This is a genomic window from Flavobacterium sp. GNP002, assembly GCF_054343795.1.
On record NZ_JBTGUW010000001.1, the window covers coordinates 1,650,796 to 1,677,034 of the forward strand.

23 protein-coding genes are annotated in these 26,239 nt (G+C 34.1%); 8 read left to right on the forward strand and 15 right to left on the reverse strand.

The window, feature by feature from the left end; all coding sequences use genetic code 11:
• Positions 1–61: 61 nt before the first annotated feature.
• Entirely contained in the window at positions 62–1,090 is a 1,029-nt protein-coding gene (locus ACXX80_RS07195; RefSeq protein WP_035668436.1) for a rod shape-determining protein, read from the reverse strand.
• Between the two features lie 53 nt (positions 1,091–1,143).
• Positions 1,144–2,670 carry a bifunctional phosphoribosylaminoimidazolecarboxamide formyltransferase/IMP cyclohydrolase gene (gene purH / locus ACXX80_RS07200; protein ID WP_458552637.1) on the reverse strand — a complete coding sequence of 509 codons (1,527 nt, stop codon included), beginning with the start codon at positions 2,668–2,670 and terminating at the stop codon, positions 1,144–1,146.
• Positions 2,671–2,868: 198 nt separating this feature from the next.
• On the opposite strand from purH, the gene ACXX80_RS07205 reads away from it, so the two are divergent.
• The gene (locus ACXX80_RS07205) at positions 2,869–4,119 is read left to right on the forward strand and encodes an ABC transporter permease (protein WP_458552638.1); all 1,251 of its coding nucleotides are present in this window, start codon (positions 2,869–2,871) and stop codon (positions 4,117–4,119) included.
• Positions 4,120–4,233: 114 nt separating this feature from the next.
• On the opposite strand, the gene accD is transcribed toward ACXX80_RS07205, so the two are convergent.
• The 3 genes from accD to tamL all read right to left on the reverse strand — a co-directional run bounded on the left by accD (position 4,234) and on the right by tamL (position 8,858).
• Entirely contained in the window at positions 4,234–5,088 is an 855-nt protein-coding gene (accD, locus tag ACXX80_RS07210; RefSeq protein WP_099713614.1) for an acetyl-CoA carboxylase, carboxyltransferase subunit beta, read from the reverse strand.
• Between the two features lie 74 nt (positions 5,089–5,162).
• Positions 5,163–6,230: a class II fructose-bisphosphate aldolase gene (fbaA, locus tag ACXX80_RS07215; RefSeq protein WP_315208690.1), complete on the reverse strand. Its 1,068-nt coding sequence runs from the start codon at positions 6,228–6,230 to the stop codon at positions 5,163–5,165.
• Between the two features lie 60 nt (positions 6,231–6,290).
• A complete protein-coding gene (gene tamL, locus ACXX80_RS07220; protein ID WP_458552639.1) occupies positions 6,291–8,858 on the reverse strand; it encodes a translocation and assembly module lipoprotein TamL in 2,568 nt (855 codons plus the stop codon).
• A gap of 37 nt (positions 8,859–8,895) precedes the next feature.
• Here tamL and ACXX80_RS07225 point away from each other — a divergent pair, with 37 nt between their 5' ends.
• Positions 8,896–9,621 carry an RNA methyltransferase gene (locus ACXX80_RS07225; RefSeq protein ID WP_458552640.1) on the forward strand — a complete coding sequence of 242 codons (726 nt, stop codon included), beginning with the start codon at positions 8,896–8,898 and terminating at the stop codon, positions 9,619–9,621.
• A 3-nt stretch (positions 9,622–9,624) separates the two neighbouring features.
• Here ACXX80_RS07225 and porT read toward each other — a convergent pair whose 3' ends face one another.
• From porT to ACXX80_RS07245, 4 genes are all read right to left on the reverse strand, one after another.
• Complete coding sequence (gene porT / locus ACXX80_RS07230) at positions 9,625–10,350, reverse strand: type IX secretion/gliding motility protein PorT/SprT (protein ID WP_458552641.1); 726 nt, start codon at positions 10,348–10,350, stop codon at positions 9,625–9,627.
• Positions 10,351–10,372: 22 nt separating this feature from the next.
• Positions 10,373–11,104 (reverse strand): bifunctional demethylmenaquinone methyltransferase/2-methoxy-6-polyprenyl-1,4-benzoquinol methylase UbiE, encoded by a 732-nt coding sequence (gene ubiE, locus ACXX80_RS07235; protein ID WP_458552642.1) that lies wholly within the window; start codon positions 11,102–11,104, stop codon positions 10,373–10,375.
• Between the two features lie 574 nt (positions 11,105–11,678).
• On the reverse strand, positions 11,679–12,161 hold the full coding sequence (locus ACXX80_RS07240; RefSeq protein WP_458552643.1) for a dihydrofolate reductase: 483 nt from the start codon (positions 12,159–12,161) through the stop codon (positions 11,679–11,681).
• A 13-nt stretch (positions 12,162–12,174) separates the two neighbouring features.
• Positions 12,175–12,507, reverse strand: coding sequence for a 2TM domain-containing protein (locus ACXX80_RS07245; RefSeq protein ID WP_315208708.1), 333 nt, complete (start codon positions 12,505–12,507; stop codon positions 12,175–12,177).
• 237 nt (positions 12,508–12,744) lie between these two features.
• Here ACXX80_RS07245 and ACXX80_RS07250 point away from each other — a divergent pair, with 237 nt between their 5' ends.
• Complete coding sequence (locus tag ACXX80_RS07250) at positions 12,745–13,041, forward strand: isoamylase early set domain-containing protein (protein ID WP_458552644.1); 297 nt, start codon at positions 12,745–12,747, stop codon at positions 13,039–13,041.
• A gap of 24 nt (positions 13,042–13,065) precedes the next feature.
• On the opposite strand, the gene ACXX80_RS07255 is transcribed toward ACXX80_RS07250, so the two are convergent.
• From ACXX80_RS07255 to ACXX80_RS07275, 5 genes are all read right to left on the reverse strand, one after another.
• The gene (locus ACXX80_RS07255; RefSeq protein ID WP_458552645.1) at positions 13,066–13,890 is read right to left on the reverse strand and encodes a thymidylate synthase; all 825 of its coding nucleotides are present in this window, start codon (positions 13,888–13,890) and stop codon (positions 13,066–13,068) included.
• A gap of 31 nt (positions 13,891–13,921) precedes the next feature.
• Positions 13,922–15,205 carry a metal-dependent hydrolase family protein gene (locus ACXX80_RS07260; RefSeq protein ID WP_458552646.1) on the reverse strand — a complete coding sequence of 428 codons (1,284 nt, stop codon included), beginning with the start codon at positions 15,203–15,205 and terminating at the stop codon, positions 13,922–13,924.
• A 125-nt stretch (positions 15,206–15,330) separates the two neighbouring features.
• Complete coding sequence (locus ACXX80_RS07265; protein WP_315208718.1) at positions 15,331–15,954, reverse strand: bifunctional nuclease domain-containing protein; 624 nt, start codon at positions 15,952–15,954, stop codon at positions 15,331–15,333.
• A 146-nt stretch (positions 15,955–16,100) separates the two neighbouring features.
• Positions 16,101–17,069: an electron transfer flavoprotein subunit alpha/FixB family protein gene (locus ACXX80_RS07270; protein ID WP_417991680.1), complete on the reverse strand. Its 969-nt coding sequence runs from the start codon at positions 17,067–17,069 to the stop codon at positions 16,101–16,103.
• A 102-nt stretch (positions 17,070–17,171) separates the two neighbouring features.
• Positions 17,172–17,918, reverse strand: coding sequence for an electron transfer flavoprotein subunit beta/FixA family protein (locus ACXX80_RS07275; protein WP_458552647.1), 747 nt, complete (start codon positions 17,916–17,918; stop codon positions 17,172–17,174).
• A gap of 291 nt (positions 17,919–18,209) precedes the next feature.
• Here ACXX80_RS07275 and ACXX80_RS07280 point away from each other — a divergent pair, with 291 nt between their 5' ends.
• The 5 genes from ACXX80_RS07280 to ACXX80_RS07300 all read left to right on the forward strand — a co-directional run bounded on the left by ACXX80_RS07280 (position 18,210) and on the right by ACXX80_RS07300 (position 25,720).
• A complete protein-coding gene (locus ACXX80_RS07280) occupies positions 18,210–19,190 on the forward strand; it encodes a pyruvate dehydrogenase complex E1 component subunit beta (RefSeq protein ID WP_091204253.1) in 981 nt (326 codons plus the stop codon).
• Between the two features lie 135 nt (positions 19,191–19,325).
• Positions 19,326–21,809 carry a DUF5686 and carboxypeptidase-like regulatory domain-containing protein gene (locus ACXX80_RS07285; RefSeq protein WP_458552648.1) on the forward strand — a complete coding sequence of 828 codons (2,484 nt, stop codon included), beginning with the start codon at positions 19,326–19,328 and terminating at the stop codon, positions 21,807–21,809.
• A 100-nt stretch (positions 21,810–21,909) separates the two neighbouring features.
• On the forward strand, positions 21,910–22,512 hold the full coding sequence (locus ACXX80_RS07290) for a DNA-3-methyladenine glycosylase family protein (RefSeq protein ID WP_417991682.1): 603 nt from the start codon (positions 21,910–21,912) through the stop codon (positions 22,510–22,512).
• Between the two features lie 106 nt (positions 22,513–22,618).
• Positions 22,619–23,149: an inorganic diphosphatase gene (locus tag ACXX80_RS07295; RefSeq protein WP_113637499.1), complete on the forward strand. Its 531-nt coding sequence runs from the start codon at positions 22,619–22,621 to the stop codon at positions 23,147–23,149.
• A 111-nt stretch (positions 23,150–23,260) separates the two neighbouring features.
• Complete coding sequence (locus tag ACXX80_RS07300; RefSeq protein ID WP_458552649.1) at positions 23,261–25,720, forward strand: sodium-translocating pyrophosphatase; 2,460 nt, start codon at positions 23,261–23,263, stop codon at positions 25,718–25,720.
• A 51-nt stretch (positions 25,721–25,771) separates the two neighbouring features.
• Here ACXX80_RS07300 and ACXX80_RS07305 read toward each other — a convergent pair whose 3' ends face one another.
• Positions 25,772–26,233 (reverse strand): hypothetical protein, encoded by a 462-nt coding sequence (locus ACXX80_RS07305; protein WP_417965389.1) that lies wholly within the window; start codon positions 26,231–26,233, stop codon positions 25,772–25,774.
• Positions 26,234–26,239: the final 6 nt, after the last annotated feature.

Sequence of the window (26,239 nt, forward strand, 5' to 3'; positions counted from 1 at the left end):
TGTAATCTAATTGCTTTAATTTGTCTTGAGCTTGAAGGCTGGCAAGTGCAACAAAAACGGATTACTTAATCAAAATGCTTTTAAATTTTGTAATGTTTTTAAGTGCCATACCAGTTCCTCTAACAACTGCTCTTAATGGATCTTCAGCAATGTATACAGGTAAATCTGTTTTTTGTGAAATCCTTTTATCAAGACCTCTTAACATAGATCCTCCACCTGCAAGGTAAATTCCTGTGTTGTAAATATCAGCTGCTAATTCAGGAGGTGTTTGTGATAAAGTTTCCATTACAGCATCTTCAATTCTTTGTATTGATTTGTCTAACGCTTTAGCGATTTCTCTATATGAAACTTCGACTTGTTTTGGTTTACCGGTAAGTAAATCTCTACCTTGAACTGACATGTCTTCTGGAGGAGTTTCTAAGTCTTCTATAGCTGCACCAATTTGAATTTTGATTTTTTCAGCAGTACTTTCTCCAACAAAAAGATTGTGTTGTGTACGCATGTAATAAACGATGTCATTTGTAAATACATCACCGGCAATTTTTACCGATTTATCACATACAATTCCGCCTAATGCTATTACTGCAATTTCAGTTGTTCCACCACCTATGTCAACAATCATGTTTCCTTTAGGTTGCATGATGTCTATTCCAATACCTATTGCAGCTGCCATAGGTTCATGAATCAAATAAACTTCTTTACCATTTACTCTTTCGCATGATTCTTTTACAGCTCTCATTTCCACTTCAGTAATACCTGAAGGAATACAAACAACCATTCTTAATGCGGGAGTAAACATTCTTTTTTTCAATGCCGGGATGCTTTTTATAAACATACTGATCATTTTTTCTGAAGCATCAAAATCAGCAATTACACCATCTTTCAAAGGTCTTATCGTTTTAATGTTTTCATGTGTTTTTCCCTGCATCATGTTGGCTTCTTTACCAACAGCGATGATTTTGCCTGAAACTCTATCACGAGCAACTATCGAAGGGCTGTCTATGACAACTTTATCATTATGTATGATTAAAGTGTTGGCGGTACCAAGGTCTATCGCAATATCCTCGGTCATGAAATCAAAAAATCCCATAAGTTTTTTAAGGGTTAAAAGTTATAAATTTGTGACGGGCAAAGTTAAACAAATTAATGTTTAAAATGACGAGTTCCTGTAAATACCATTGCAACTTTATTTTCATTACAATAATTAATACTCAATTCGTCTTTTATTGATCCTCCTGGCTGAATTACAGCAGTTATTCCAGCTTGTTTAGCTATTTCTACACAATCTGGAAAAGGAAAAAATGCGTCGCTTGCCATCACTGCTCCATGTAGGTCAAAGTGAAAATTATTCGCTTTTTCTATTGCTTGTTGTAAGGCATCAACTCTTGATGTCTGTCCTGTACCTGACGCAATAAGTGTACCGTTTTTTGCGAAAACAATCGTGTTTGATTTTGTGTTTTTACAAATTTTAGAAGCAAAAATTAAATCCTGAATTTCTTGTTCAGTAGGTTCAGTTATAGTAACGGTTCTTAAGTCTTCTTTATTGTCAGTTATGTTGTTTCTTTCCTGAACTAAAATTCCGTTTAAGCAAGTACGAACTTGTTTTTGTGGTAATTCTACTTCGTTTTGGACTAATATAATTCGGTTTTTCTTTTCTTGTAAAATGGTAATGGCTTCAGTATCATATTCTGGGGCAATTACCACTTCGCAAAACAATTTGTTTATTTCTGAAGCAGTAGCTACATCAATTTTTGTATTCGAAATTAAAACACCTCCAAAAGCTGAAGTTGGATCGCAAGCCAAAGCCGTAAGATAGGCTTCGCTAATAGTAGTTCTAGTTGCTAAACCACATGCGTTATTGTGTTTTAGGATAGCAAATGTTGGACCGTCATTTTTGAATTCATTTATCAAATTAACTGCAGCATCAACATCTAATAAATTATTGTAAGACAATTCTTTTCCGTGAATTTTGTTGAACATAGCATCAAAATCACCAAAGAAAAAACCTTTTTGATGTGGGTTTTCTCCGTATCTCAAAACTTGACCGTTAGCAATACTTTGTTTGAAAATGGTTTCGTCAGTGTTGAAATAATTGAATATCGCAGTGTCATAATGAGATGAAACATGAAATGCTTTTGTAGCCAATAATTTTCTGTCTTCTAATGTAGTCGCACCGTTTTGTTCTGTTATTAAATCCAAAAGTAAACTGTATTGATCAACCGAAGCCACAATTACTGTATCCTTGAAGTTTTTTGCGGCAGCACGTATCAAAGAAATACCACCAATATCTATTTTTTCAATAATATCTGATTCACTAGCTCCAGAAGCTACTGTTTTTTCAAAAGGATATAAGTCAACAATTACTAAATCTATTTGCGGAATGTTGAACTCTATCATTTGTTGAACATCATTCTCATTGTCTTGGCGGTTTAAGATTCCTCCAAAAACTTTTGGGTGTAATGTTTTTACTCTACCACCCAAAATAGAAGGGTAAGAAGTAACATCTTCAACAGGAATTACAGGAATTCCTAAATTTTTTATAAAATCCTCAGTCCCTCCTGTAGAATAAAGTGTAACATTTTGACTGTTTAGTTGTCTTACTATAGGTTCTAATCCTTCTTTTGAAAAGACAGAGATTAATGCAGATTGAATTTTTTTTGTTGTGTTCATTATGTAGTTATAGTTATAAAGTGCAAAAATAGTTTTTTAATGTGAAAATTAAGCCATTTGAAAATGAGATAATCTGTAATTTTTACTCCTATTTCATTGGCAAAGATAAAATAATTGATTCACACGGCAACGAATACATTTTTCATTAGGTTTTTGAATAATATTTATGGAATTTTACTTTAATACAAAAAAGATTTTATGCTAGTTTACCTTCGATTATTAAAAGAGAGTTTTGGTTTTGCAATGAATGCATTGCGAAACAATAAGTTAAGAACGTTGCTTTCTTTGTTAGGAGTTACTATTGGAATTTTTTCGATTATAGCTGTACTTGCAGCTGTTGATTCTTTGGACAGAAAAATAAAAAAAGATTTAAGCAGTTTGGATAAAAACACCATTTATTTAATGCGGTTTTCATTTGGGCCTTCTGAAATTCCACTATGGAAAAGAGAACAGTTTCCGGATGTTAAATATGATGAATATGAATACTTGAAAAGTTCAATGAATGGTATAGATCAAATGGCTTATCAATTTTTTGTAGGTAGAGAGGTTCTGAAATTCGAATCGGAATCAGTGAGCGGCGTGAATGTTGTGCCGGTATCTCACGAATTTATAGAAATTCAAGGACTTGAGTTTGCAAAAGGAAGGTTTTATAATGAATCTGAATCTAATTCTGGAGCTCCTGTAGTTGTTTTGGGTTATGAAATTGCGAACAATCTTTTTGGCGAAAGCGAACCTATTGGGAAAAACCTACGTCTGTATGGACAGCGCTTCACGGTTATTGGTGTGTTAAAAAAGCAAGGAGAAGGTATGTTTGGCGATAGTAATGATACTTCAGTTTTTATTCCGGTTAATTTTTTAAGGAGGTTATATGGTGATAATAATGATTCAATGACGCCTGTAATTCTTGTAAAGCCTCAAAAAGGGGTTGATATGGATGCATTTAAAGCGGAACTGGCTCAAAAACTGAGGAATTATCGAGGTATGAAAATCGATGAATCTGATAATTTTTTCATCAATGTTCTTTCTGGATTTACTGATTTGTTAGATGGTATTATTAGTGCCATGCGTGGTGGAGGAATTTTGATTAGTGTTTTTTCATTTTTAGTTGGAGGATTTGGAGTAGCTAACATAATGTTTGTTTCTGTAAAAGAGCGTACCAATTTAATTGGGATTCAAAAATCGTTAGGTGCAAAAAATAGATTTATACTTTTCCAGTTTCTATTCGAAGCGGTTATTCTATGTGTTATTGGCGGAGCTATTGGACTACTGATAGTTTGGTTACTGTCAATGCTTTTAACTAGTGTGTTAGATTTTGAATTTGTTTTGAGCTTTTGGAATATACTTATTGGATCAGGATTGTCAATTATTGTGGGTGTAGTTTCTGGAATACTTCCAGCTATTTCTGCTTCAAAACTAGATCCAGTGGAAGCCATTAGAACAGGAATGTAAATTATTGCGAACGTATAAATAAATATAAAAACAGCTTTCAAAATTATTTGAAAGCTGTTTTTATTTGTAGTGAAATATTAAAAATAAAAAATCCCGATTGCTCGGGATTTTTATTTATCTAATGGTATTGTTCTGAATCAAATCGATATACAAGTTAATCTTGTCTTTTAATTCTTTTCGTGGTGTTATAAAGTCTAAGAAACCATGTTCAAGTAAAAACTCAGCTGTCTGGAAACCTTCTGGCAAATCTTTACCGGTTGTGTCTCTAACGACTCTTGGTCCTGCAAATCCAATTAATGCGCCTGGTTCAGAAATATTAATATCTCCTAACATGGCGTAAGAAGCAGTCGTTCCTCCAGTTGTTGGATCCGTACATAACGAAATGTAAGGCAATTTTGCTTCGGCAAGTTGAGCAAGTTTTACGGATGTTTTAGCTAATTGCATTAATGAATATGCAGCTTCCATCATTCTTGCTCCACCTGATTTTGAAATCATAACAAAAGGTAATTTGTTTTTGATAGCGTGATCGATTCCTCTTGCGATTTTCTCTCCCACTACAGCTCCCATAGATCCACCAATAAAGGCGAAATCCATACAGCAGATAACAACATCTTTCCCTTTTGATTTTCCAACTCCGGTGCGCACTGCGTCCTTAAGTTTGGTTTTTTCCATAACATCTTTCAAACGATCTGCATATTTTTTTGTGTCAACAAAATGCAAAGGATCTTTAGAAGTCATGTTTTTATCTAATTCAACAAATTCATTGTTGTCAAACAAAATTTGAAAATATTCTGTACTTCCAATTCTAACGTGAAAACCATCTTCGGGACTTACAAATAAGTTGCGAGCTAGTTCATCGGCATCAATAATTTTTCCAGTTGGAGATTTGTACCAAAGTCCTTTTGGAATATCCATTTTGTCTTCGGTAGCAGTAGTAATCCCTTTTTCTTTTCTTTTAAACCAAGCCATATTTATTGTTTTTGTTGTTTCAGGTTTAAGGTTTAAAGTTTTGAAACCTTAAACCTGAAACTTTAAACTTTTTATTATAATGTATTTACGTTGTTCAAGTCAGCAAATGCTTGCTCAAGTCTTGTGTTGAAAGTAACTTCGCTTTCACGCAACCATTTTCTTGGATCGTAATGTTTTTTGTTTGGAGCATCAGAACCTTCTGGGTTTCCAATTTGAGTTTTCAAATAATCGATGTTTTTTACCATGTAATCACGGATACCTTCCGTAAAAGCAAATTGTAAATCAGTATCGATATTCATTTTTATAACTCCGTAGCTAATACCTTCTCTAATTTCTTCTAATGTAGAACCTGAACCGCCGTGGAAAACGAAGTCTACCGGGTTGTGTCCTGTATTGAATTTATTTTGAACAAAATCTTGAGAATTTTTTAAGATTTTTGGAGTCAATTTTACATTTCCAGGTTTGTAAACTCCATGTACGTTTCCAAAAGCAGCTGCAATTGTAAATCTTGGGCTTACTTTAGAAAGTTCTTCGTATGCGTAAGCAACTTCTTCAGGTTGTGTATATAATTTAGAACTATCAACATCAGAGTTGTCAACACCGTCTTCTTCACCACCTGTAATTCCAAGTTCGATTTCAAGTGTCATTCCCATTTTGCTCATTCTTTCTAAATATCCTTTGCAAATTTCGATGTTTTCTTCGATAGGCTCCTCAGATAAGTCAATCATGTGAGAAGAAAATAATGGTTTTCCAGTTTCAGCAAAATGTTTTTCTGAAGCATCTAATAAACCGTCAATCCAAGGCAATAATTTTTTTGCACAGTGGTCAGTATGTAAAATTACGGTTGCTCCGTAAGCTTCCGCCAAAGTATGAATGTGTAATGCACCAGCAATTCCACCAGCGATTGCTGCTTTTTCACCTACATTAGAAAGTCCTTTTCCTGCATTAAATTGTGCTCCTCCATTAGAAAATTGAATGATAACCGGAGCATTAAGTTTTGCTGCAGTTTCAAGTACACCATTGATTGTATTTGATCCCGTAACATTTACTGCTGGAAGTGCAAATCCTTTTTCTTTAGCATAATTAAAAATTTCCTGAACCTGATCTCCTGTAGCTACGCCTGGTTTTATGTTGTGTGCCATTGTAAATTTTTTAGTTATTTTATTTAGTTTTTAGTTTGCAAAAATAAGAATTAATTAGCATTAGAACGGATAATTTATTCCAAAATTTAAAACGGAGTTAGCAAAATTGTATTCTCTAAACCATCTTTTGTTAGTTTCATTGGCTGGATTGTAGGTTTTAAATCCTAAATCAAAACGAATTACAAAAAAACTTAGGTCATATCTAAGCCCAAATCCAGTGCCTAATGCGATATCTTTTAAGTCCTTAAATTGGGTAAATGTAGATTTCTCATCTTTTACATTGTCCAATACGTTCCAAATATTCCCTGCATCGGCAAAAAGAGCTCCTTTTAAACTGCCTAATATCTTAAATCGATACTCTCCACTAATCGCAATTTTCATATTTGCCTCATTAAAATCGTCTAATGCGCCACTGCTGCCAGGTCCTAAACCATATGGTTGCCATGCTCTGTTGTCATTTGAACCTCCTGAAAAATAACTTCTTGAAAAAGGAATGTAGTCTGAATTTCCAAATGGAATAGCTATCCCAAAAAACGATCTAAAGGCAAATATTTTTTCTTTGGATAAATCCCAATGTTTAATGTAGTCAAATTCTGTTTTTATGTATTCTGAATATTCTAAATTGAATATTTCATAATTACCAGTTGAATTTTTCTTTTGATTTGTTGTTGCTGCAAAAGCAGATAAAATGGTTCCTGCCGATTCTATTTTTGTTTTAAAAAGATAAAAATTATTATCTGTTAAATCCTTTTTGGTTGTTTTTGAAAAAGTGAAACTGGTTGCCAAAATAAAGTCATTCTCCGTAAGTCTTAGTCTTCGTTCCTCAATACTTTTTACAGACTGAAAATCTGCGGGTTCTAATGGTTTCAAAAAATTTGCGTTTCCAGTGAGAACATCATTAGTAAAACCAACTGTTCCTTCTTCAATAAGCAAATCTTTATCAATGTCATTGTTATAATAGGAGGGATTTGTATTGTATTCTTTGCTGATTTCATTCAAAGCATTATAAGAAGAACCGTAAACATTAAAGTAATTTTGTGGATTTAGATTTCGGACAAACTGAGTGTTGAACAAATCAAATCTAGCTGTATTGTTTCTTTTTGGAGTCCAATTGTATGATAATGCTCCTGTGAAATTCTCTTTATCTAAACCAATATTTTGTTGTTTTGCAAAACCAACTGTAATCAGAGTAGATGGAATCATGCTTTTAGGAATGATTTTTTCAGTGCTGAAAGGCATGAAAATCCTTGGGATGTTAAGTTTTAAATCTAATCCATATTCAGAAACATTGAAGAAATTATTCTTTGGATTTGCTAAATCCTTTGATGATCCAATATTACCACGCGCAGCTAATTCCAGTGTTTCGGCTCCATTGAAAACATTTCGTATCGTTTCAGAAACACTTAAGCCTATACCAAAATCCTGTATGTTAGAATGGGTAACATCTAATGTAGTCCCGAAACTATATTTTTTCCTTGGTGTTAAATATACTTTTGCAATCAATGATTGTGCAGTTGAGTCTCTAAGGTCAACTTCATATTGTATTGAAGGATAGTTGAAAATTTTAAGATTATTTAAATATCGTGTCGTCAAAACAGTTTTGTAATCTGCAAATAAACCTCCTTTTGTAATGAAGATAGCATTAGTGATGGCTCGTGGTTTGTATCGTAATTTGTTCTGACTGTATAAATTAAAGTTCTTGTAGGTTGTGCTGTCCGTAATTTTTATACTGTTATTGTTTGGTGAATAGTCAGTATAAATATTTACATCGCTTATTTTGTAAATTTTAAAAGGTTCGGTTCTGCTTGAATCTTGCTCTTGATAAGAATAATTACTAATCATCAAGTTTATATTTGCCTGATTGACTTTTTTAATGGTGTCTATATCAAAAGTTACATAATTAGGTTGGAAATAATACACTCCGTTGTTTCTGAAATGAGTGGTGATTCGGTTTTTCTCATTCTCAAAATCTTCTGTTTTATATTGATTTCCTGATTTTATAAACGTGTTTGACTTGTTTGACTCATATAAAGAGTCTAAAGCCGGTGTTAAAATAGTAGTTCTCAAGGAATCTAAAAAATAGGCATTTCCGGGAGTAATAGCGTATTTAATCTTGCCCTTTTTGATGCTCAAAGTGTCTATTTTGTATGAGGCATTGACATTAAAAAAGCCGTCGTTGAAGTAATAGTATTTCAAGCGCAACAATGATTTATCAGCTCTGTCTTTATCAATAATTACGGGAGGTTCTCCAGTTTTTTTTAAGAAATCATGGATTCCGTGGTACCAGAACGATTTTCCAAGGCGATTGACTTGTTTTTCAGATAGCCATTTTGATTTTCTTCTAAATTTTTCCGGATTATTTGTAAACTTGGCTTGATAGGTTGAATCTGGATTTAGGTTGGCAAGATTGTAAAGATTCAATCTTAAACGGTATCCAATTAAGGTGCTGTTTGGTTTTTGATACAGTTGATTAAAAACATTTTCATCCTTGATTGTTTTGTCATTTACAGTAATTTCGTTTTTTGTAAGCAGTAGTTTTCCGTCCGGAACTCTTTTTACAGCGTTACAAGCGCAAATTAGTATTGCAATTAGAATAAATGCAGTTATTTTTGTGGAAGTTTTTTTCAAGTGTTCTAAAATATTTAATTCAAAAGTACATTATTTTATGGTTAGTAAAAACCAAATAAAGCTTATAACGAGTTTGCAGCAAAAAAAATATAGAATTGCCAATAAATTATTTTTTGCCGAAGGCGTAAAAGGGATTCACGAACTGCTAGAGTCTAATTTTGAATTGGAACATTTGTATACTACTCAAAATGATTTTGAGGAAGTTCCTGTGTCGAGAAAAACGATTATTCAAGAAAATGATTTGAAAAAAATCAGTGCATTAGCAACCCCAAATACCTGTTTGGGAGTTTTTAAAATGCCATTGAAAAAACCAATTATTGAGACCGGTTTAATTGTAGCGCTAGATGCTATTCGTGATCCGGGAAATTTAGGGACTATATTGCGTTTGTGTGATTGGTTTGGTGTTAAGCAGTTGTTGTGTTCTAAGGAAACAGTTGATATTTATAATCCAAAAGTAGTTCAGGCAACCATGGGTTCAATCGCCAGAGTCAACGTAAATTATATTGATCTTGCTGCTTTTGTTGCAGAAACAAAACTGCCCGTTTTTGGAACTTTTATGGATGGAGAGAATATTTACAAATCGGTTTTGCCTAAAGAAGGCATTATTATTATGGGTAATGAGGCTAATGGAGTTTCAGCAGAAATTGAAAAATTAGCTAAAAACAGACTCACAATTCCTCGTTTTGGAGACCTTCAAAAAACAGAAAGCCTTAATGTTGCTACCGCTACCGCTATTGTATTAAGCGAGTTTTGTAGGAGCTAAGTTTTAATGGAAAGTAAAATTGATGAAGACTGCTCTGGTTTTCAAAGATTCTATGTTGCTTGTCCACGGACTGTTTGGGTCTTTGTCTCTGATTAATTCGTCATTCATGCCAAAAACACCTCTAATGGAAGGGGAGAATATGAAATATTCTGAAAAAAGATCAATTCCAAAGCCCAATTCATAATTAGTTGTCCATGCTTTTACTCTAAAGCGTTGCTCTAAATTGTCATCAATTAATTTAGAATTACTGGATAAGTTTAATGTTGCAGAAACACCTCCCACTAAATATGGGCGAATATTACCTGTTCTAAGAGAGGAGAATTTCACTAATAATGGGAAGTGGATGTAAGTACTATTTACTTCTCTTAATTTGTCAGAAGAAGTGGGAATAGTACTTCCGGAAAAATAACTTGTCGGATAATATAAATCTCTTTTGGTGTAATAAAGACCCGGTTCAAATCGCAAGTCAATGTATTCTTGAAGTTTCAAATCAGCAACAATACCCACGTTAAACCCAGTCGTTCTTTTTATAAGAATATCAGGACCCACTGTTTTATAGTCTATTTTGAAATCATACGAGTTGAATCCGAGATAAAACCCATAATACATTCTCTTTTTTTGAAAATTTTCCAAATTAATAATAGGGTCTCTGCTAAATATATTTTTAGACTTTTGAGCGTGTCCTTTTATAATAAAAGCAAAAAATAGTAAGACAATTATTTTTCTCATGTTTATGCTGAAATCTTCAGTATTATTTTTTAGAAGCTGAGTAAATGGTAGCTACACCAAAAGTTTGTGGTAAGGCTACAACATTTATAAACCCAATTTTTCTCAAAATATTGTTTAACGCTTCTCCATAAGGAAACGCAGCGGCAGATTCAGATAAATAACCGTAAGCAACATCGTCTTTAGAGAAGACTTTGCCTATTAATGGAAGAATATTTTTGGTATAAAAACTATATCCTTGTTTGTAAGGTGTTTTGTCCGGTACAGAAGTTTCTAGAATTACAAACACTCCGTTAGGTTTTAAAACTCTTAAAATTTCAGCTAAGCCTTTTTCTAAATTTTCAAAATTACGCACCCCGAAAGCAACCGTTATCGCATCAAAATAATTGTCTTCAAAAGGCATGTTTTCTGAGTCGGCTAAAATCATTTCGATAGTATTGGAAAGATTTTTTGCGGCAATTTTTTTTACGCCTACTTCCAGCATTCCTGCAGAAATATCTAATCCAATGATTTTTTCAGCATTTGTTTGCGCCATCAAAATTGCCAAATCACCTGTTCCGGTAGCAATATCCAGAATAACCTTCGGGTTTGATTTTGAAACAATTTGCAACACTTTTTTTCTCCATTTTATATCAATACCGAAAGAAATGACACGATTCAGATTGTCATAATTTCCAGAAATGGTGTCAAACATTTGGGCAACTTGTTCTTTTTTACCTAAAGCTGAATCTTTATAGGGCGTTATTTTTTCTGACATTTTTTTATTTTGTACAAATATAATACAAACTTGATGAACTTATAATCAGTTTCAAAAATTAGAAACAAGTTTTATTTTTAGTTTTTAAAATACACTAAAAACTAAAATTCAGTTTTTTTGAAATATCACTAAAAGTGGGTATTGCAACTAAAGATTTTATTGTACAAATTTGTTATTCAGGAAAATAACCATATTAAATGATTAAAAGAGAATCGATCAACCAAATCAAGTGGATAATTTTAGCGTTTTTTATCTCATTTGTTCTTGTTAGCTGTTTTGAAAACACTGTTTTACATAGCAGTGTTGTAGTTAAAGCGCAACATACGTTCTTAGGATTAAATTTGTTTTTGGAAATTTTAATTTTTTTCGTCTTTAGTACCTTCGTGGTATTTGGTATTAAAGGCTTTTTTGAGATGTATTCTCAGAAAACATCAAATATTATAATCTTCATTTCTGGAGTATTACTAATATTTGTAATTTTTATTTTATGTTATCAAATACTCTTTCAAGAGTAGGTCATCTCTTTGATTAATGGTTAAAAAAAAACATCCCGTAAAAAGGATGTTTTTTTGTTTTATTTTCTAATGAATGTCTGATAGGAATAATCATAGAGATGTTTTTCGTCTTTCTCATTAAATTCTGAGGCTACTATTTTCCATTCGTCATCATTAATCTCAGGGAAATGCGCATCGCCTTCAAAGTTGTGATGCACTCGTGTAATTTCTATTTTGTCAGTAAAAGGAAGCCCTAAAGTGTAAATTTCGCCACCACCAATTATAAATGTGTCTTCGTCTTTTGGACAAATGGCTAATGCTTTGTCCATACTGTCAACTATGATGCAGCCTTCGGCTTGATAGTCTTTCTGTCTGGTGATTATAACGTGGGTTCTGTTTGGTAATGGTTTTGGAAAACTTTCAAATGTCTTTCTACCCATTATAATATGATGTCCGGAAGTAAGGGATTTAAATCTTTTAAAATCATTTGGAAGGTGCCAAACCAGTTCGTTGTTCTTCCCTAGAGCATTATTTTCGGCAACGGCCGCAATCATTATTATCATAATAGATTTACTGTTATTTAAGGTCGTCGTTGTTGACCTGTGTTTGTAATTGATCTAGTTTTTTTTGTTGTAAAGAGACTAGTCGGTCTATTTGTTCTCTTTCCCAATTTTTATTCATAAAACGATCCGTGATAAAAATTTTTATAAAATGCAAAATAAAGAGGAACAACCATATGGTAATTACCCAAATTGACCAGTGAGAATCTACGGCAATTTCGAAAAATTTATTAGCAATAAATAAAAGTAAACTCCCTAAAACGAAAAGAACAAAATGGAAATACAGTCTTTTTTTTTGTTTAATTCTTCTTCTTGCATATTCGTACTGTTCGTGTAGTTCTTTTTCCATCGATCAAAATTTAGTTTATAAAGGTAAAATTTATTTTGGAAAGTCGCTATTTTGCTTGTAGATTATTTAGAATGAAAACGTTTTCTGATTTTTGAATAGTAAATTTAGCACGCCTATAATTATTGAATTATTCATAAATTAACATAGTTTGGGCTATTCTATTAAATCTTCGGGAGTCTGTTGAAAATTCAAATTCTTTTATTTTCTTTGTTATATAAATCTATAAATGAAATAGTTATGGCAATCAAGAAACAATTCGTTAAAACAAAACCAGTTTGTAAAGTTACCTTTTCAGTTGAAGCAAAAGATGCAAGTCAAGCGTCCGTTGTTGGCGATTTCAATAATTGGAGTGTTGCTGAAGGTGCTTTAAGCAAATTAAAAAATGGTACTTTCAAAGGTGTATTCGATGTAAACAAAGATGCAGCCTATGAGTTTAAATATGTTATTGATGGTGCATTTGTAAATGAGCCAGAAGCAGATTCTTTCAAATGGAATGAGTTTGCAGGAAATGAAAACGGTGTTTTAGTAGTTTAACTAAAACACCGTTTTTTTATTATGTTATACCGCAACACTGCCTTTTATCAAGGCATGCGGTTCATAGCCTTCTAGTGTGAAATCTTCAAAATCGAATGCGAAGATGTCTTTTATTTTGGGATTCAAAATCATTTTTGGTAATGGTTTTGGCTCGCGTGACAATTGCAATTCGAGTTGTTCAAAATGATTGTTGTAAATGTGTGCGTCACCAAAAGTGTGAATGAATTCCCCTGGCTCCAAGTCGCAAACCTGTGCAATCATCATCGTGAGTAATGCGTAAGAAGCAATATTAAAAGGAACGCCTAGGAAAATATCAGCACTTCTCTGGTATAATTGACACGATAGCTTACCATCAGAAACATAAAACTGAAAGAAAGCGTGACAAGGAGGCAAAGCGGCTTTATTGTTAGCTACATTCTCATCAAATGATTTTGTAGTGTCAGGAAGAACCGAAGGATTCCATGCCGAAACCAACATTCTGCGACTGTTAGGATTGGTTTTTAGTTCCTTGATAAGTTCTGAGATTTGGTCAATCTCCTCACTATTCCAGTTGCGCCATTGATGGCCATAAACGGGTCCTAAATCTCCATTGGTATCAGCCCAAGCATCCCAAATTTTAACTCCGTTTTCCTGAAGGTACTTAATATTTGTATCGCCTTTTAAAAACCAAAGCAATTCATAAATAATAGATTTTAAGTGCAGTTTTTTGGTGGTAACCATTGGGAAACCTTCGTTCAGATCAAAACGCATTTGGTAGCCAAAGACACTTTTTGTTCCTGTTCCTGTACGATCTCCTTTTTGACAACCGTTTTCCATTACGTGTTGTACTAAGTCTAAATATTGCTTCATTGTATCTTTATTCTATTTTGCGGTAGCAAGTTTAGTTTTTATATATTTTTCCGTCTTTCATTACAAATACGACTTTTTCCAAAGTTTTGATTGTATTCAAAGGATTTTCATCAACTGCTATGATGTCTGCCAAAAAGTTTTCTTTGATTTGACCTACTTCATTTCCAATACCTAATAACATGGCATTTGTTGTTGTTGCAGATTGTATAGCGGCTAGTGCAGGCATTCCGGCTTCAACCATATAGCCAAATTCTTTTGCATTTGTACCATGAGCAAAAACCCCTGCATCGGTTCCAAAAGCAATTTTGACACCTTTTTTATATGCTTTTGCAAAAGTAGCTTTCAATTGTGGACCAACTTCTCTAGCTTTCGGAACTACTATGTCAGGATAAAAACCAGTAATTTCTGCATTTTTTTCTACTTCTTTTCCAGCTGTTAAGGTAGGAACTAAATAAGCATCGTATTTTTTCATCATTTCCATTGTCTCTTCACTCATAAAGGTACCGTGCTCAATGGTTTTTATTCCGCCTAATATGGCTCTTTGCATTCCTTCATCACCGTGTGCATGGGCAGCGGTAAGCATATTATAATCCTTGGCAGTTGTTGTGATAGCTTTTATTTCTTCTAAAGTAAACTGAGGGTTTTTACCACTTTTTGCAACGCTTAAAACACCGCCTGTAGCTGTGATTTTAATAACGTCGGCTCCTTCTTTATAACGTTCTCTTACTGCTTTGACGGCTTCTTCAGGAGAATTAATTACGCCTTCATGTGGGCCTGGATCTCCTACAAGTTTTCTATTGCTTCCGTTTGTTGGGTCTGCATGTCCGCCTGTTGTGGCAATCGATTTTCCTGCAGTATATATTCTGGGACCTTTTACGATTCCTTTATTGATAGCATTTCTTATGGATATATTAACACCGGTTCCTCCTAAATCTCGTACGGTGGTGAACCCTGCCACAAGCGTGATTTCTGCACAACGAACTGCTTGAAATGCAACGTCTGCCTCATTGTCTAAATATTTTGACATGTAACTTTTAGTGTTGTGCTCTCCTTCAATGTGCACGTGTAAATCGATAAGACCTGGCAATACGTATTTGTTTTTGAGGTCGATTTCAATGTCTTCGGGTTTGGATTTAGATACAAACCCATCTTGTATTTTTATGATTTTGTTTTTTGAAACAACTATGGTTTGGTTGGATGACTCTTTGCCAGATTGAGTGTTTAGAATTTTTCCGCAGTGTAAATAATAATCTTGAGAAAATACGACTGTAGAAATAAATAAGGTTACGGCAATAAGGACAAATTTTGTTTTCATAGATTAGTTTTATAACAGATGTCAATAAAAATATATAAAAAAGTGCAGCATTAAATACAGCTGCATTTTTTATAAGGTTAATCGTTTATGTATCAAATAATGCAATAATGAAAATCAAGTTAAAGTTATCTCTTCGAGATTTCGTCTCTAATTTTTGCTGCTTTTTCATAATCTTCATGAGAAACTGCTTGGTCTAACAGTTCGTTTAATTCCTGTAAACTGTGTTTAGAATAGGTTTCTCCAGATTGATTGCTTTCTTCTTCATGACCAAATGTTTCTGGATTAGAAAGTACATCGTCAATTTCTTGAGAGTCTTTGTTCGCATCTTGCGGATTCGCTTTCAAGTATATTCCGGCTTTGTCCAAAATGTTCTTATAGGTAAAAATAGGAGCATTAAAACGCAACGCTAACGCAATTGCATCAGAGGTTCTAGCATCAATAATTTCCTCAATTTTATCTCTTTCGCAAATAATACTCGAATAAAAAACACCGTCAACTAACTTGTGAATAATGACTTGTTTTACCACAATATCAAAACGTTCTGCGAAATTTTTAAATAGGTCATGCGTCAAAGGACGCGGTGGTTTTATTTCTTTTTCTAATGCAATAGCAATAGATTGGGCTTCAAAAGCACCAATGACAATGGGTAATTTTCTTTCTCCATCAACCTCATTCAATATTAAAGCATACGCTCCGTTTTGAGTTTGACTGTATGAAATTCCTTTTATGGATAATTTAACTAAGCTCATAATTCTTAAAATGGGTAAGTACAGTGTACTTATTTTTTGATGAAAATCAAGTTTCATTTTTTGTAAAAAAAAATGCTACTTAAAAGCAAAGATACAAATATCTTGTTTTAAGTAGCATTTAAATCGATTTAATGATTTTTTGTAATTTATGAATTCTGAGCTTTGAAAGCTTTAAATTTCTCAATCAATTGTGGAACAATTTCAAATGCATCGCCTACAATTCCGTAGTCAGCCACTTTGAAAAATGGTGCTTCCGGATCACTGTTAATTACCACTTTTACTTTAGAAGAGTTGATTCCTGCAATGTGTTGTATTGCTCCAGAAATTCCAATTGCAATATAAAGATTTGTAGCTACCGGTTTTCCAGTTTGTCCTACGTGTTCTCCGTGAGGTCTCCATCCTAAATCCGAAACTGGTTTTGAACAAGCAGTTGCAGCTCCAAGAACTGTAGCTAATTCTTCTACCATCCCCCAGTTCTCAGGACCTTTTAATCCGCGTCCAGCTGAAACTACAATGTCAGCATCAGCAATGGAAACTTTTCCAGAACCTTTTTCAACTGATTCTACTTTTACACCAAAATCATTGTCTCCAATAGTTGGGTTAAAATCTTCTTCGGTTAAAGTTGATGGCGTTTCAAAAATTCCATAAGAGTTTTTAGCAAGTCCAAGCACTTTTACATCAGTTGCAATTTCAGTGATATTGAATGCTTTGTTTGAAAAAGCATTTCTTTTTACTTGAAAAGGCGAAGTACTCACCGGTAAACCAACAACATTTGATGCATAACCAGCTTCTAAAGCTACAGCAACAAGTGAGGAAAGATAAATACTGTCTGTAGTTGATGAAAGTAAAACTAACTTTACGTTTTCTTTTTGAGCAGCTTGTTTGATGACATCCGCGTATGCTTTTGCAGTAAATCCTGATAATTTATCGTTGTTTACTTTTAATACTTTGTCTACTCCGTATTTTGATAATTCCGAAACATCTCCAGCATTTACTGTTACAGCCGTAACGGTAGTCCCTAATGTCTCCGCTACTTTTTTTGCGTAAGAAGCTAATTCGAATGCTACTTTTTTAAATTTTCCTTCTGCGTATTCCGCGTATATTAATATTGACATGATTTTTTATTTTAGTCTTAAAGTTTTAAAGTCTAAAGCCATAAAGGGAAATTAGTGTAAAAATTTTATCCTTTTGACTTTTGACATTCGACTTTATGACAGTTAGATTACTTTCGCTTCGTTGTGTAATAAATTGATTAATTCATCTAAATTGTCAGCAGAGATTAATTTTACTGCTGATTTAGGAGCTGGTTTTTCAAATTTTACTGCTTTTGTATTTAAAGTAGCGTCAACTGGCTCCAGAATTGTCAATGCTTTAGTTCTTGCAGTCATGATTCCTCTCATGTTTGGGATACGCAAGTCTTTTTCTTCTACTAGTCCTTTTTGTCCACCAATGATTAATGGTAAAGTAGTAGCTACAGTTTCTTTTCCACCATCAATCTCACGAACTGCTTTTACGTTTGTTCCTTCAACTGTCAGGTTGGTACAAGAATTAAGGAAGTTGTATCCTAAAATTCCTGCTATCATTCCAGGAACCATTCCGCCATTGTAGTCTAAAGATTCTTTTCCGGCGATAATTACATCGTAACCTCCGTTTTTGATTACTTCAGCAAGTTGTTTGGCAACGAAAAATCCGTCAGTAGGAGTTGCGTTGACACGAATAGCTTCGTTAGCACCTATCGCTAATGCTTTTCTTAAAGTAGGTTCTGTTTCTGGTCCTCCAACATTTACAACAGTAACAGTTGCGCCTTGTTGTTCTTGAAACCAAATGGCACGTGTCAAACCAAATTCATCATTAGGATTGATTACATATTGTACGCCATTGGTGTCAAATTCAGAATCACCGTTGACAAAGTTAATTTTTGAAGTAGTATCAGGAACGTGACTGATGCAAACTAATATTTTCATACTTATATATTTAATTATTCGTAATTTCTTTTACAAATTTAAAATATTAATTTGAATAATATACTATGCATGCATAATATTTTTTCATTACTATTTCGATTTCGTAGCCCGGATAGTAGCGGCATCCTTCCTGTGGCTCCTTTAGCCACAGGAAGATACAGCGGAGAGCCGGAAATAGCTCCTCTAAATTATCGTAGTAAATCCTGAATTAATTTAGCGTAATTTATGCTTTTAAGTGATATAAAATATTTATTTTTGCTTTTCGAAAAATAGACACATACAACATATAATATGAGAACGATACAATTTAGAGAGGCCATTTGCGAAGCGATGAGTGAAGAAATGCGTCACGATGAGTCCATATACTTAATGGGTGAAGAAGTTGCAGAATATAATGGTGCTTACAAAGCATCTAAAGGAATGCTTGCTGAATTTGGCGAGAAAAGAGTTATTGATACTCCTATCGCAGAGCTTGGTTTTACTGGTATTGCAGTAGGATCAGCAATGAACGGATGTAGACCAATTGTAGAATACATGACGTTCAATTTTTGTTTAGTGGGGATTGACCAAATTATAAATAACGCTGCCAAAATGCGTCAGATGACCGGTGGACAATTTAATGTGCCAATCGTTTTTCGTGGTCCAACAGCTTCGGCAGGACAATTAGGAGCAACTCACTCACAAGCATTAGAAAACTGGTTTGCCAACACTCCAGGTCTTAAAGTGGTAGTTCCATCTACAGTTTATGATGCAAAAGGTTTGTTGAAAGCGGCTATTCGTGACAATGATCCTGTAATTTTCATGGAATCAGAACAAATGTATGGTGATAAAGGTGAAGTGCCAGATGGTGAATATACTATTCCACTTGGAGTTGCTGATATCAAGCGTGAAGGTACGGATGTAACAATCGTTTCTTTTGGAAAAATTATTAAAGAAGCTCATATTGCTGCTGATGAATTAGCCAAAGAAGGAATTTCTTGTGAAATTATCGATTTGAGAACGGTACGTCCTATGGATTATGAGACGATTTTAACTTCGGTTAAAAAAACGAACAGATTAGTTGTTCTTGAGGAAGCTTGGCCTTTTGCAAGTGTCGCTTCTGAAATTACCTATATTGTTCAAGAACGTGCTTTTGATTTCTTGGATGCGCCTATTCAACGTATCACAACTGCTGATACTCCAGCGCCTTATTCTCCAGTATTATTGAAAGAATGGTTGCCAAATGCAGGTGATGTGGTTAAAGCGGTTAAAAAAGTAATGTATAAAAAATAGATTTTTTTAGATTTTGATTTTTAGATAAACTTTAACAGTCGACGGTCTAAATTTCAAATAATCGAGATGTCTAAATACCTATATTTGAAACTTCATCAATTATTTAATTTGATGAAGTTTTTTTTTTGAATGATTATGAAAAAGAATCTCTTGTTTTTTCTGCTGTTGTTGGTATCAGCAACTGCTGTTTTTGCACAAACAAAAGTGAGCGGTGTTGTGGTGGATAAATCAAATCTACCCATTCCATTCGCTAATGTGGTTTTCAAAGATTCCAGCGAAGGAATTGTTACCAATGAAGATGGTCGATTCTATCTAGAATCCCAAAAAACATATACCACTTTAGTAATATCTTCAGTAGGTTTTTCTGAGAAGGAAATTATTTTAGACAAACCCGTAAATTATAATTTCAAGATTCAGTTAAGCGAAGCCGAAAGCTTAAGCGAAGTAGTTGTTTTTGCTGGTAAAACGTCCAAAAAAAATAATCCTGCGCTAGACATTCTTAGGAAAATTTGGGAAAGAAAACGTAAAAATGGGTTGTATCAGTTTGATCAATACCAGATGGAAAAGTATGAAAAAATAGAATTTGACATGAATTCTATTGACAGTGCTTTTATGAAAAGTAAACTTTTCAAAGGGATGGAATTTATATTCGATCAAATGGACACTTCCAGAGTAACCGGGAAAACCTATTTGCCTATTTTTATAAATGAATCACTCAATGATGTTTATGGAGACAACAAATTAAAGAAAGTAAAAGAGAAAATAAAAGCTAATAAAACGTCTGGTTTTAATGGAAATCAACAGATTTTATCTTTTGTAAAAGACTTGTATTCCGATTATAATATCTATAATAATTACTTGACTTTTTTTGACAAAAGCTTTACCAGTCCGTTATCTAAAACTGGGATTGATGTTTATAATTATGTATTGAAAGACAGCGCGTATATTGACAATAAATGGTGTTATAATATTGTTTTTTATCCAAGGCGTAAAAACGAATTGACTTTCAAAGGAGATTTTTGGGTGAATGACTCGACATTTGCCATCAAGAAAATAAATATGGCAGTTACCAAAAGTGCCAATATCAACTGGGTAAAAGATATTTACTTAGAGCAAGAATTTGAAGTAGTAAGTGATTCGGTTTTCTTATTGACGAAGGATTATTTGATGTCCGATTTTGCTTTGAACAAAAAAGAAAATTCTAAAGGAGTTTACGGCAAACGAACCAGTTTTTATAGAAATCATCAATTCAATAAGGAGAAACCAGTAGCTTTTTATAAGGATGAGGTCAATTATATGGATGACGAAGTCTACAATAAATCCGATGAATACTGGAATGAAAATCGTTTTGAGAACTTAAGTAAGGATGAATTGGGCGTTTATAAAATGCTTGACACGTTGCAAACAGTAGATAAGTTTAAGCGATTGTATAGTTTGGTTTCTATTCTTGGAAGCGGTTACGTAGAATTTAAAAACTTCGATTACGGGCCTGTTTTTTCCACATTTGGATACAATGAAGTCGAAGGTGTACGCTTGCGAGTGGGAGGAAGAACTTATTTTGGACCCAACGATCCTTGGCGTATTCAAGCCTATACGGCGTATGGATTTGATGATGATAAATTCAAATACGGACTTTCGGGAAAATGGATGGTCGACAAGAAAAACCGAATCATTTTGTCCGGAGGAAATAGGCGTGACATTGAACAAATAGGCGCCAGTTTAACAACTACGAACGATGTTTTGGGCAGAAGTTTTGCTTCGTCATCCGTATTTTCGTCCGGTAGCAACGGTAAATTGACTAATATCAATTTGACCAATATGGCGATAGAAATGGAGCCCGTTAAAAATTTAATTTTTCAGACTGGTATTTCGTACCGTACGCTGGAGTCCGCATCGCCAACTTTTAGTTTAGATTATTATACGGATATAGCAAACTCGATTACTAAAAGTGATGTCAAACAATCCGAAGCGAACTTTCAGATTGAGTATTCGCCAAAGCGAAAAACAATAGGTTTTGGGGTTGAAAGAAGCAATGTTGACAGTCCGTTTAGTCGTTTCTTTATTAATTACAGTCATGGATTCAAAGGGCTTTTGAACAGTGATTTTAAATATGATAAAGTACAATTGTATTACAAACAGCCCATAATTATAGGGCCTTTAGGAAGAACAAATATTATTATGGAAGTGGGGAAAACCTTCGGGAAAGTGCCGTTAGGATTACTGAGCGTTATTCCTGGGAATCAGACTTATTTTACAATCGAAAACACATTTAGCAACCTTAATTTCTATGAATTTGTGTCAGACCAGTATGCTACTTTACAGTGGAATCACAATTTCAATGGCCGAATTTTTTCCAGAATTCCGTTCATGCGTAAACTCAATTGGAGAGAAATTGTATCTGTAAAAGGGGTTTATGGAACCATTTCTGATGAAAATCGAGCGATTAATGCATCGGGTTTAATTTACAATGCACCTGAAAAAGGCTATTGGGAATACAGCGCCGGAATTGGGAATATCTTCAAAGTATTCCGCATCGATTTTGCTTGGCGAGGCAATTATCTCAACACGCCCGACACGAATCGTTTTACTGTAAAAGGATCGTTCGGGTTTAATTTTTAGGAGCTATTCCAGCTGTACACTATATCTTTTTATAAGGCGAAGAAAAATCGCCTTATAAAAAAGGATGTCGTTTCCATCTGGGCTAACAAAACATCAGATTATGCAAGAAGCCATCGACTACCTTTTAGAAAAAGATACCATTTTCAAGTCAATCATTGAAGAATACGGAATGCCAACCATTCCCAAAAGACCACAAGGTTTTGAGACTTTGGTGTTGTTGATTTTGGAACAGCAAGTATCTATCGATTCTGCTAAAGCCACTTTTTTAAAAATAAAAGCCAGTCAAAAAGCCATAGCTCCTGAAATTCTTCTTCACGTATCGGACGAGGAATTTAGGAATCTTGGCGTAAGCCGACAAAAAACGTCTTATATCAAAGCTTTGGCAACAGCGATATTAAATAAAGAGCTAGATTTAGAAAGTTTACCAGCAAAAACGGCTCATCAAGTACGCGAAGAACTCATCAAAATCAAAGGAATAGGTAACTGGACCATCGATATTTACTTAATGTTTTGTCTGGAATCCCCGGATTTATTGCCTTTAGGAGATATTGCGGTCGTAAATACCATAAAGGAATTGCTGGATATTCACGATAAAGATGCTATGGAAATTCATGCAAAACAATGGAGTCCGTATCGTTCTTATGCAACCTATCTTTTGTGGCATCATTATTTAAAGAAACGAAATAGGACCGTGGTTTACTAAAGTACTCACTGTTAAAATTTAATCAAGAGATAACATCAAATTTTTATTGTAAAAAGGGATACTTTCCTTACTTTTGCACCCATAAATATAGATAAGAAAAACTAAAATGACTGCAGACAAATTAACAACTTTCGATGTCTTAATCGAAATACCAAGAGGAAGTAGAAATAAATACGAATATGATTTCGAAATAAAAAGAATGCGTTTTGATAGAATGTTATTCTCTTCCATGATGTACCCGGCTGATTACGGATTTATCCCAGAAACATTAGCATTAGACGGAGATCCTTTAGATGTTTTGGTTTTGGTAAACGAACCAACTTTTCCTGGATGTGTAATGGAAGTAAAACCTATTGGTGTTTTCCACATGGCAGATGATAAAGGACCGGATGAAAAAGTAATTTGTGTTCCGGTTTCAGATCCAATCTGGAACTCTTTAAACGATTTGTCAGACATGAATCCTCATTTACTAAAAGAAATCGAACATTTCTTTCAGGTTTATAAAGATCTTGAAAACAAAACAGTTGATGTTGGTGGTTGGGGCGATGTAAATGAAGCGTACGCCATTATCAAAGAATGTACAAAGCGTTTTAATGATATTGAAAATAAACCAGAGGGATTATTTAGTATTAAATAATTTCACATCATAATTTTTACAAAAAGAGCAATATTCTGTTAAGAGTATTGCTTTTTTGTTTAAATTCGTTTCGTTACACTATTAATATTAACTAAAAACCAAACCAAAATTATGAATACAATAATGATTTATTTGCCAATAGCCATGGCATTTATTGGACTGGCATTTATGTTTACAAAACGTGCATGGGTTTTAAAACAAGATCCGGGTGACGGTAAGATGAAAGAGATTTCAGATTATATTTACGAAGGAGCCTTAGCTTTCTTAAAAGCAGAATATAGGTTATTGACTTTCTTTGTAATTGGAGCAAGTGTTGTTTTAGCCGGAATTTCATTTATCGTCCCTACTACACATATATTAATAGTAGTTGCTTTTATTTTTGGAGCTTTTTTCTCGGCTTTAGCGGGGAATATGGGGATGAAAATTGCAACAAAAACAAATGTTAGAACTACTCAAGCTGCACGTACGAGTTTGCCGCAAGCATTAAAAGTTTCTTTTGGCGGTGGAACCGTAATGGGATTAGGAGTTGCAGGTTTAGCCGTTTTAGGGCTGACCACTTTCTTTATTTTCTTCTTTCACTTTTTTATGAATGGAGTTTGGACTTCAACAGAAGATATGACCATTGTTCTGGAAACATTGGCCGGTTTTTCTCTTGGAGCAGAATCTATTGCTTTGTTTGCCAGAGTTGGTGGCGGAATTTATACTAAAGCTGCCGATGTTGGAGCTGATTTAGTAGGAAAAGTAGAAGCTGGAATTCCCGAAGATGATCCTCGTAACCCTGCTACAATTGCAGATAATGTAGGTGATAATGTGGGTGATGTTGCCGGAATGGGAGCTGATTTATTTGGTTCTTATGTTGCAACTGTTTTAGCAGCTATGGTTCTTGGTAATTATGTTATCAAAGATATGGGCGGAAATATTCAAGATGCTTTTGGCGGAATAGGACCTATTTTATTACCAATGGCAATCGCCGGTTTTGGAATTTTATTCTCTATTATTGGAACGATGTTGGTGAAAATTACGGATGATAATGCAAAAGAAGCACAAGTTCAAAAAGCGTTAAATATAGGAAACTGGGTTTCTATTCTATTAACGGCTGTCGCTTGTTTCTTCTTAGTACAATACATGTTGCCGGAAACCATGAAAATGGATTTCTTCGGAGAAGGGACTAAAGAAATTTCATCGATGCGCGTTTTTTATGCTACAATAGTCGGATTAGTGGTTGGTGCCGTTATCTCATCTGTTACAGAATATTATACAGGATTGGGTACAAAACCCGTTATGGCAATTGTACAAAAATCAAGTACGGGAGCTGGAACAAACGTAATTGCAGGGTTGGCAACAGGAATGATTTCTACATTTCCAACCGTTTTATTATTTGCGGCTGCGATTTGGACATCGTATGCTTTTGCAGGATTTTATGGTGTGGCTTTGGCTGCTTCAGCGATGATGGCAACAACGGCGATGCAATTGGCAATAGATGCTTTCGGACCAATATCCGATAACGCAGGTGGAATTGCTGAAATGAGCGAATTACCAAAAGAAGTACGCACCAGAACCGATATTTTGGATTCTGTAGGAAATACAACAGCTGCAACGGGAAAAGGTTTTGCTATCGCTTCGGCGGCATTAACATCACTGGCTTTATTTGCAGCGTATGTAACATTTACAGGAATTGACGGAATCAATATTTTCAAAGCACCCGTTTTAGCGATGTTATTTGTGGGTGGAATGATACCTGTAGTTTTCTCTGCTTTGGCAATGAATTCTGTAGGTAAAGCTGCGATGGACATGGTGTATGAAGTACGTCGTCAGTTTAGAGAGATTCCCGGAATTATGGAAGGAACCGGAAAACCGGAATATGCAAAATGTGTCGATATTTCTACAAAGGCTGCTTTGCGCGAAATGATGTTACCAGGAATTTTGACTATTGGTTTCCCAATTGCGATTGTTTTATTAGGGAAATTAGTGTATTCAGATAACAACCAATTAATTGCAGAAATGTTAGGTGGATATATGGCTGGAGTTACCGTTTCTGGTGTGCTTTGGGCTGTTTTTCAAAACAATGCAGGTGGTGCTTGGGACAACGCTAAAAAATCTTTTGAAGCAGGAGTTATGATTAATGGTGAAATGACATATAAAGGTTCTGATGCGCACAAAGCAGCGGTTACTGGAGATACCGTTGGAGATCCATTCAAAGATACTTCTGGACCTTCGATGAATATTTTAATTAAATTGACGTGTTTGATAGGTTTAGTAATTGCTCCAATTTTAGGAAACGGAAGTCATACAATTTCTAATAAAGCAGCCTGTTGTGCTACAACTGAAATGTGTACTTCAATGTCTAAAGAAGAGTGTATGGCTCAAGGATGTGACAGTAAAACGTGTAAATTTATGAATGCAGCTGCAATGCCAAATCATATGATGTCTAAAGAAGTTTCTATCGAAAAAATAAATGTTGACGGAAAAGTAAAAGCTACTATTAAAACAAGTGTTAACGGAAAAGTAGATATTCAAACTTTTGAAGGAACTGATGAAGAAGTTCAGGCTAAGATTGATTCTTTGAAGTAATTAAAAATCTTGTAAATAATAAATGCCTCGCAATTGCGAGGCATTTATGTTTTAAAGTTGATCCTTAATTTTTATTAATTCTTTTTCAATATTTAGGTCGATAAAGTTAGATTTCAACATACATTTCAAAAGTCTTTTCAAAAAAAGTTTTGATAATTTTTCTTTTAAAACAATGTTACTTTTGTCATATTTTATGAAAGAAACTAAATTTTCTTTACGAACATTATTTCTGAAAAATATAAATGTGTCTTTATCAAAACTAAATTGATTTTCTCCTAATACAGTTTTTTTTTGAATAAAAAAGTACGGTATGTTTCCAGCAACTAAGCATCCAAAATTGTCAGAAGGTAAACTTAATTTGTTTTGTGATGTTGTCAAAGTATGAATGATGTAAGCAAATTCATCATTTCGATTTAATACAATTAGAAATTTGTCTTTACTGCCATTACCATCTTGAAATTGATAATCTTCAATTAATATTAAATGTCCTTGTTGTAAAATTTCGTCAAGCATATCAAA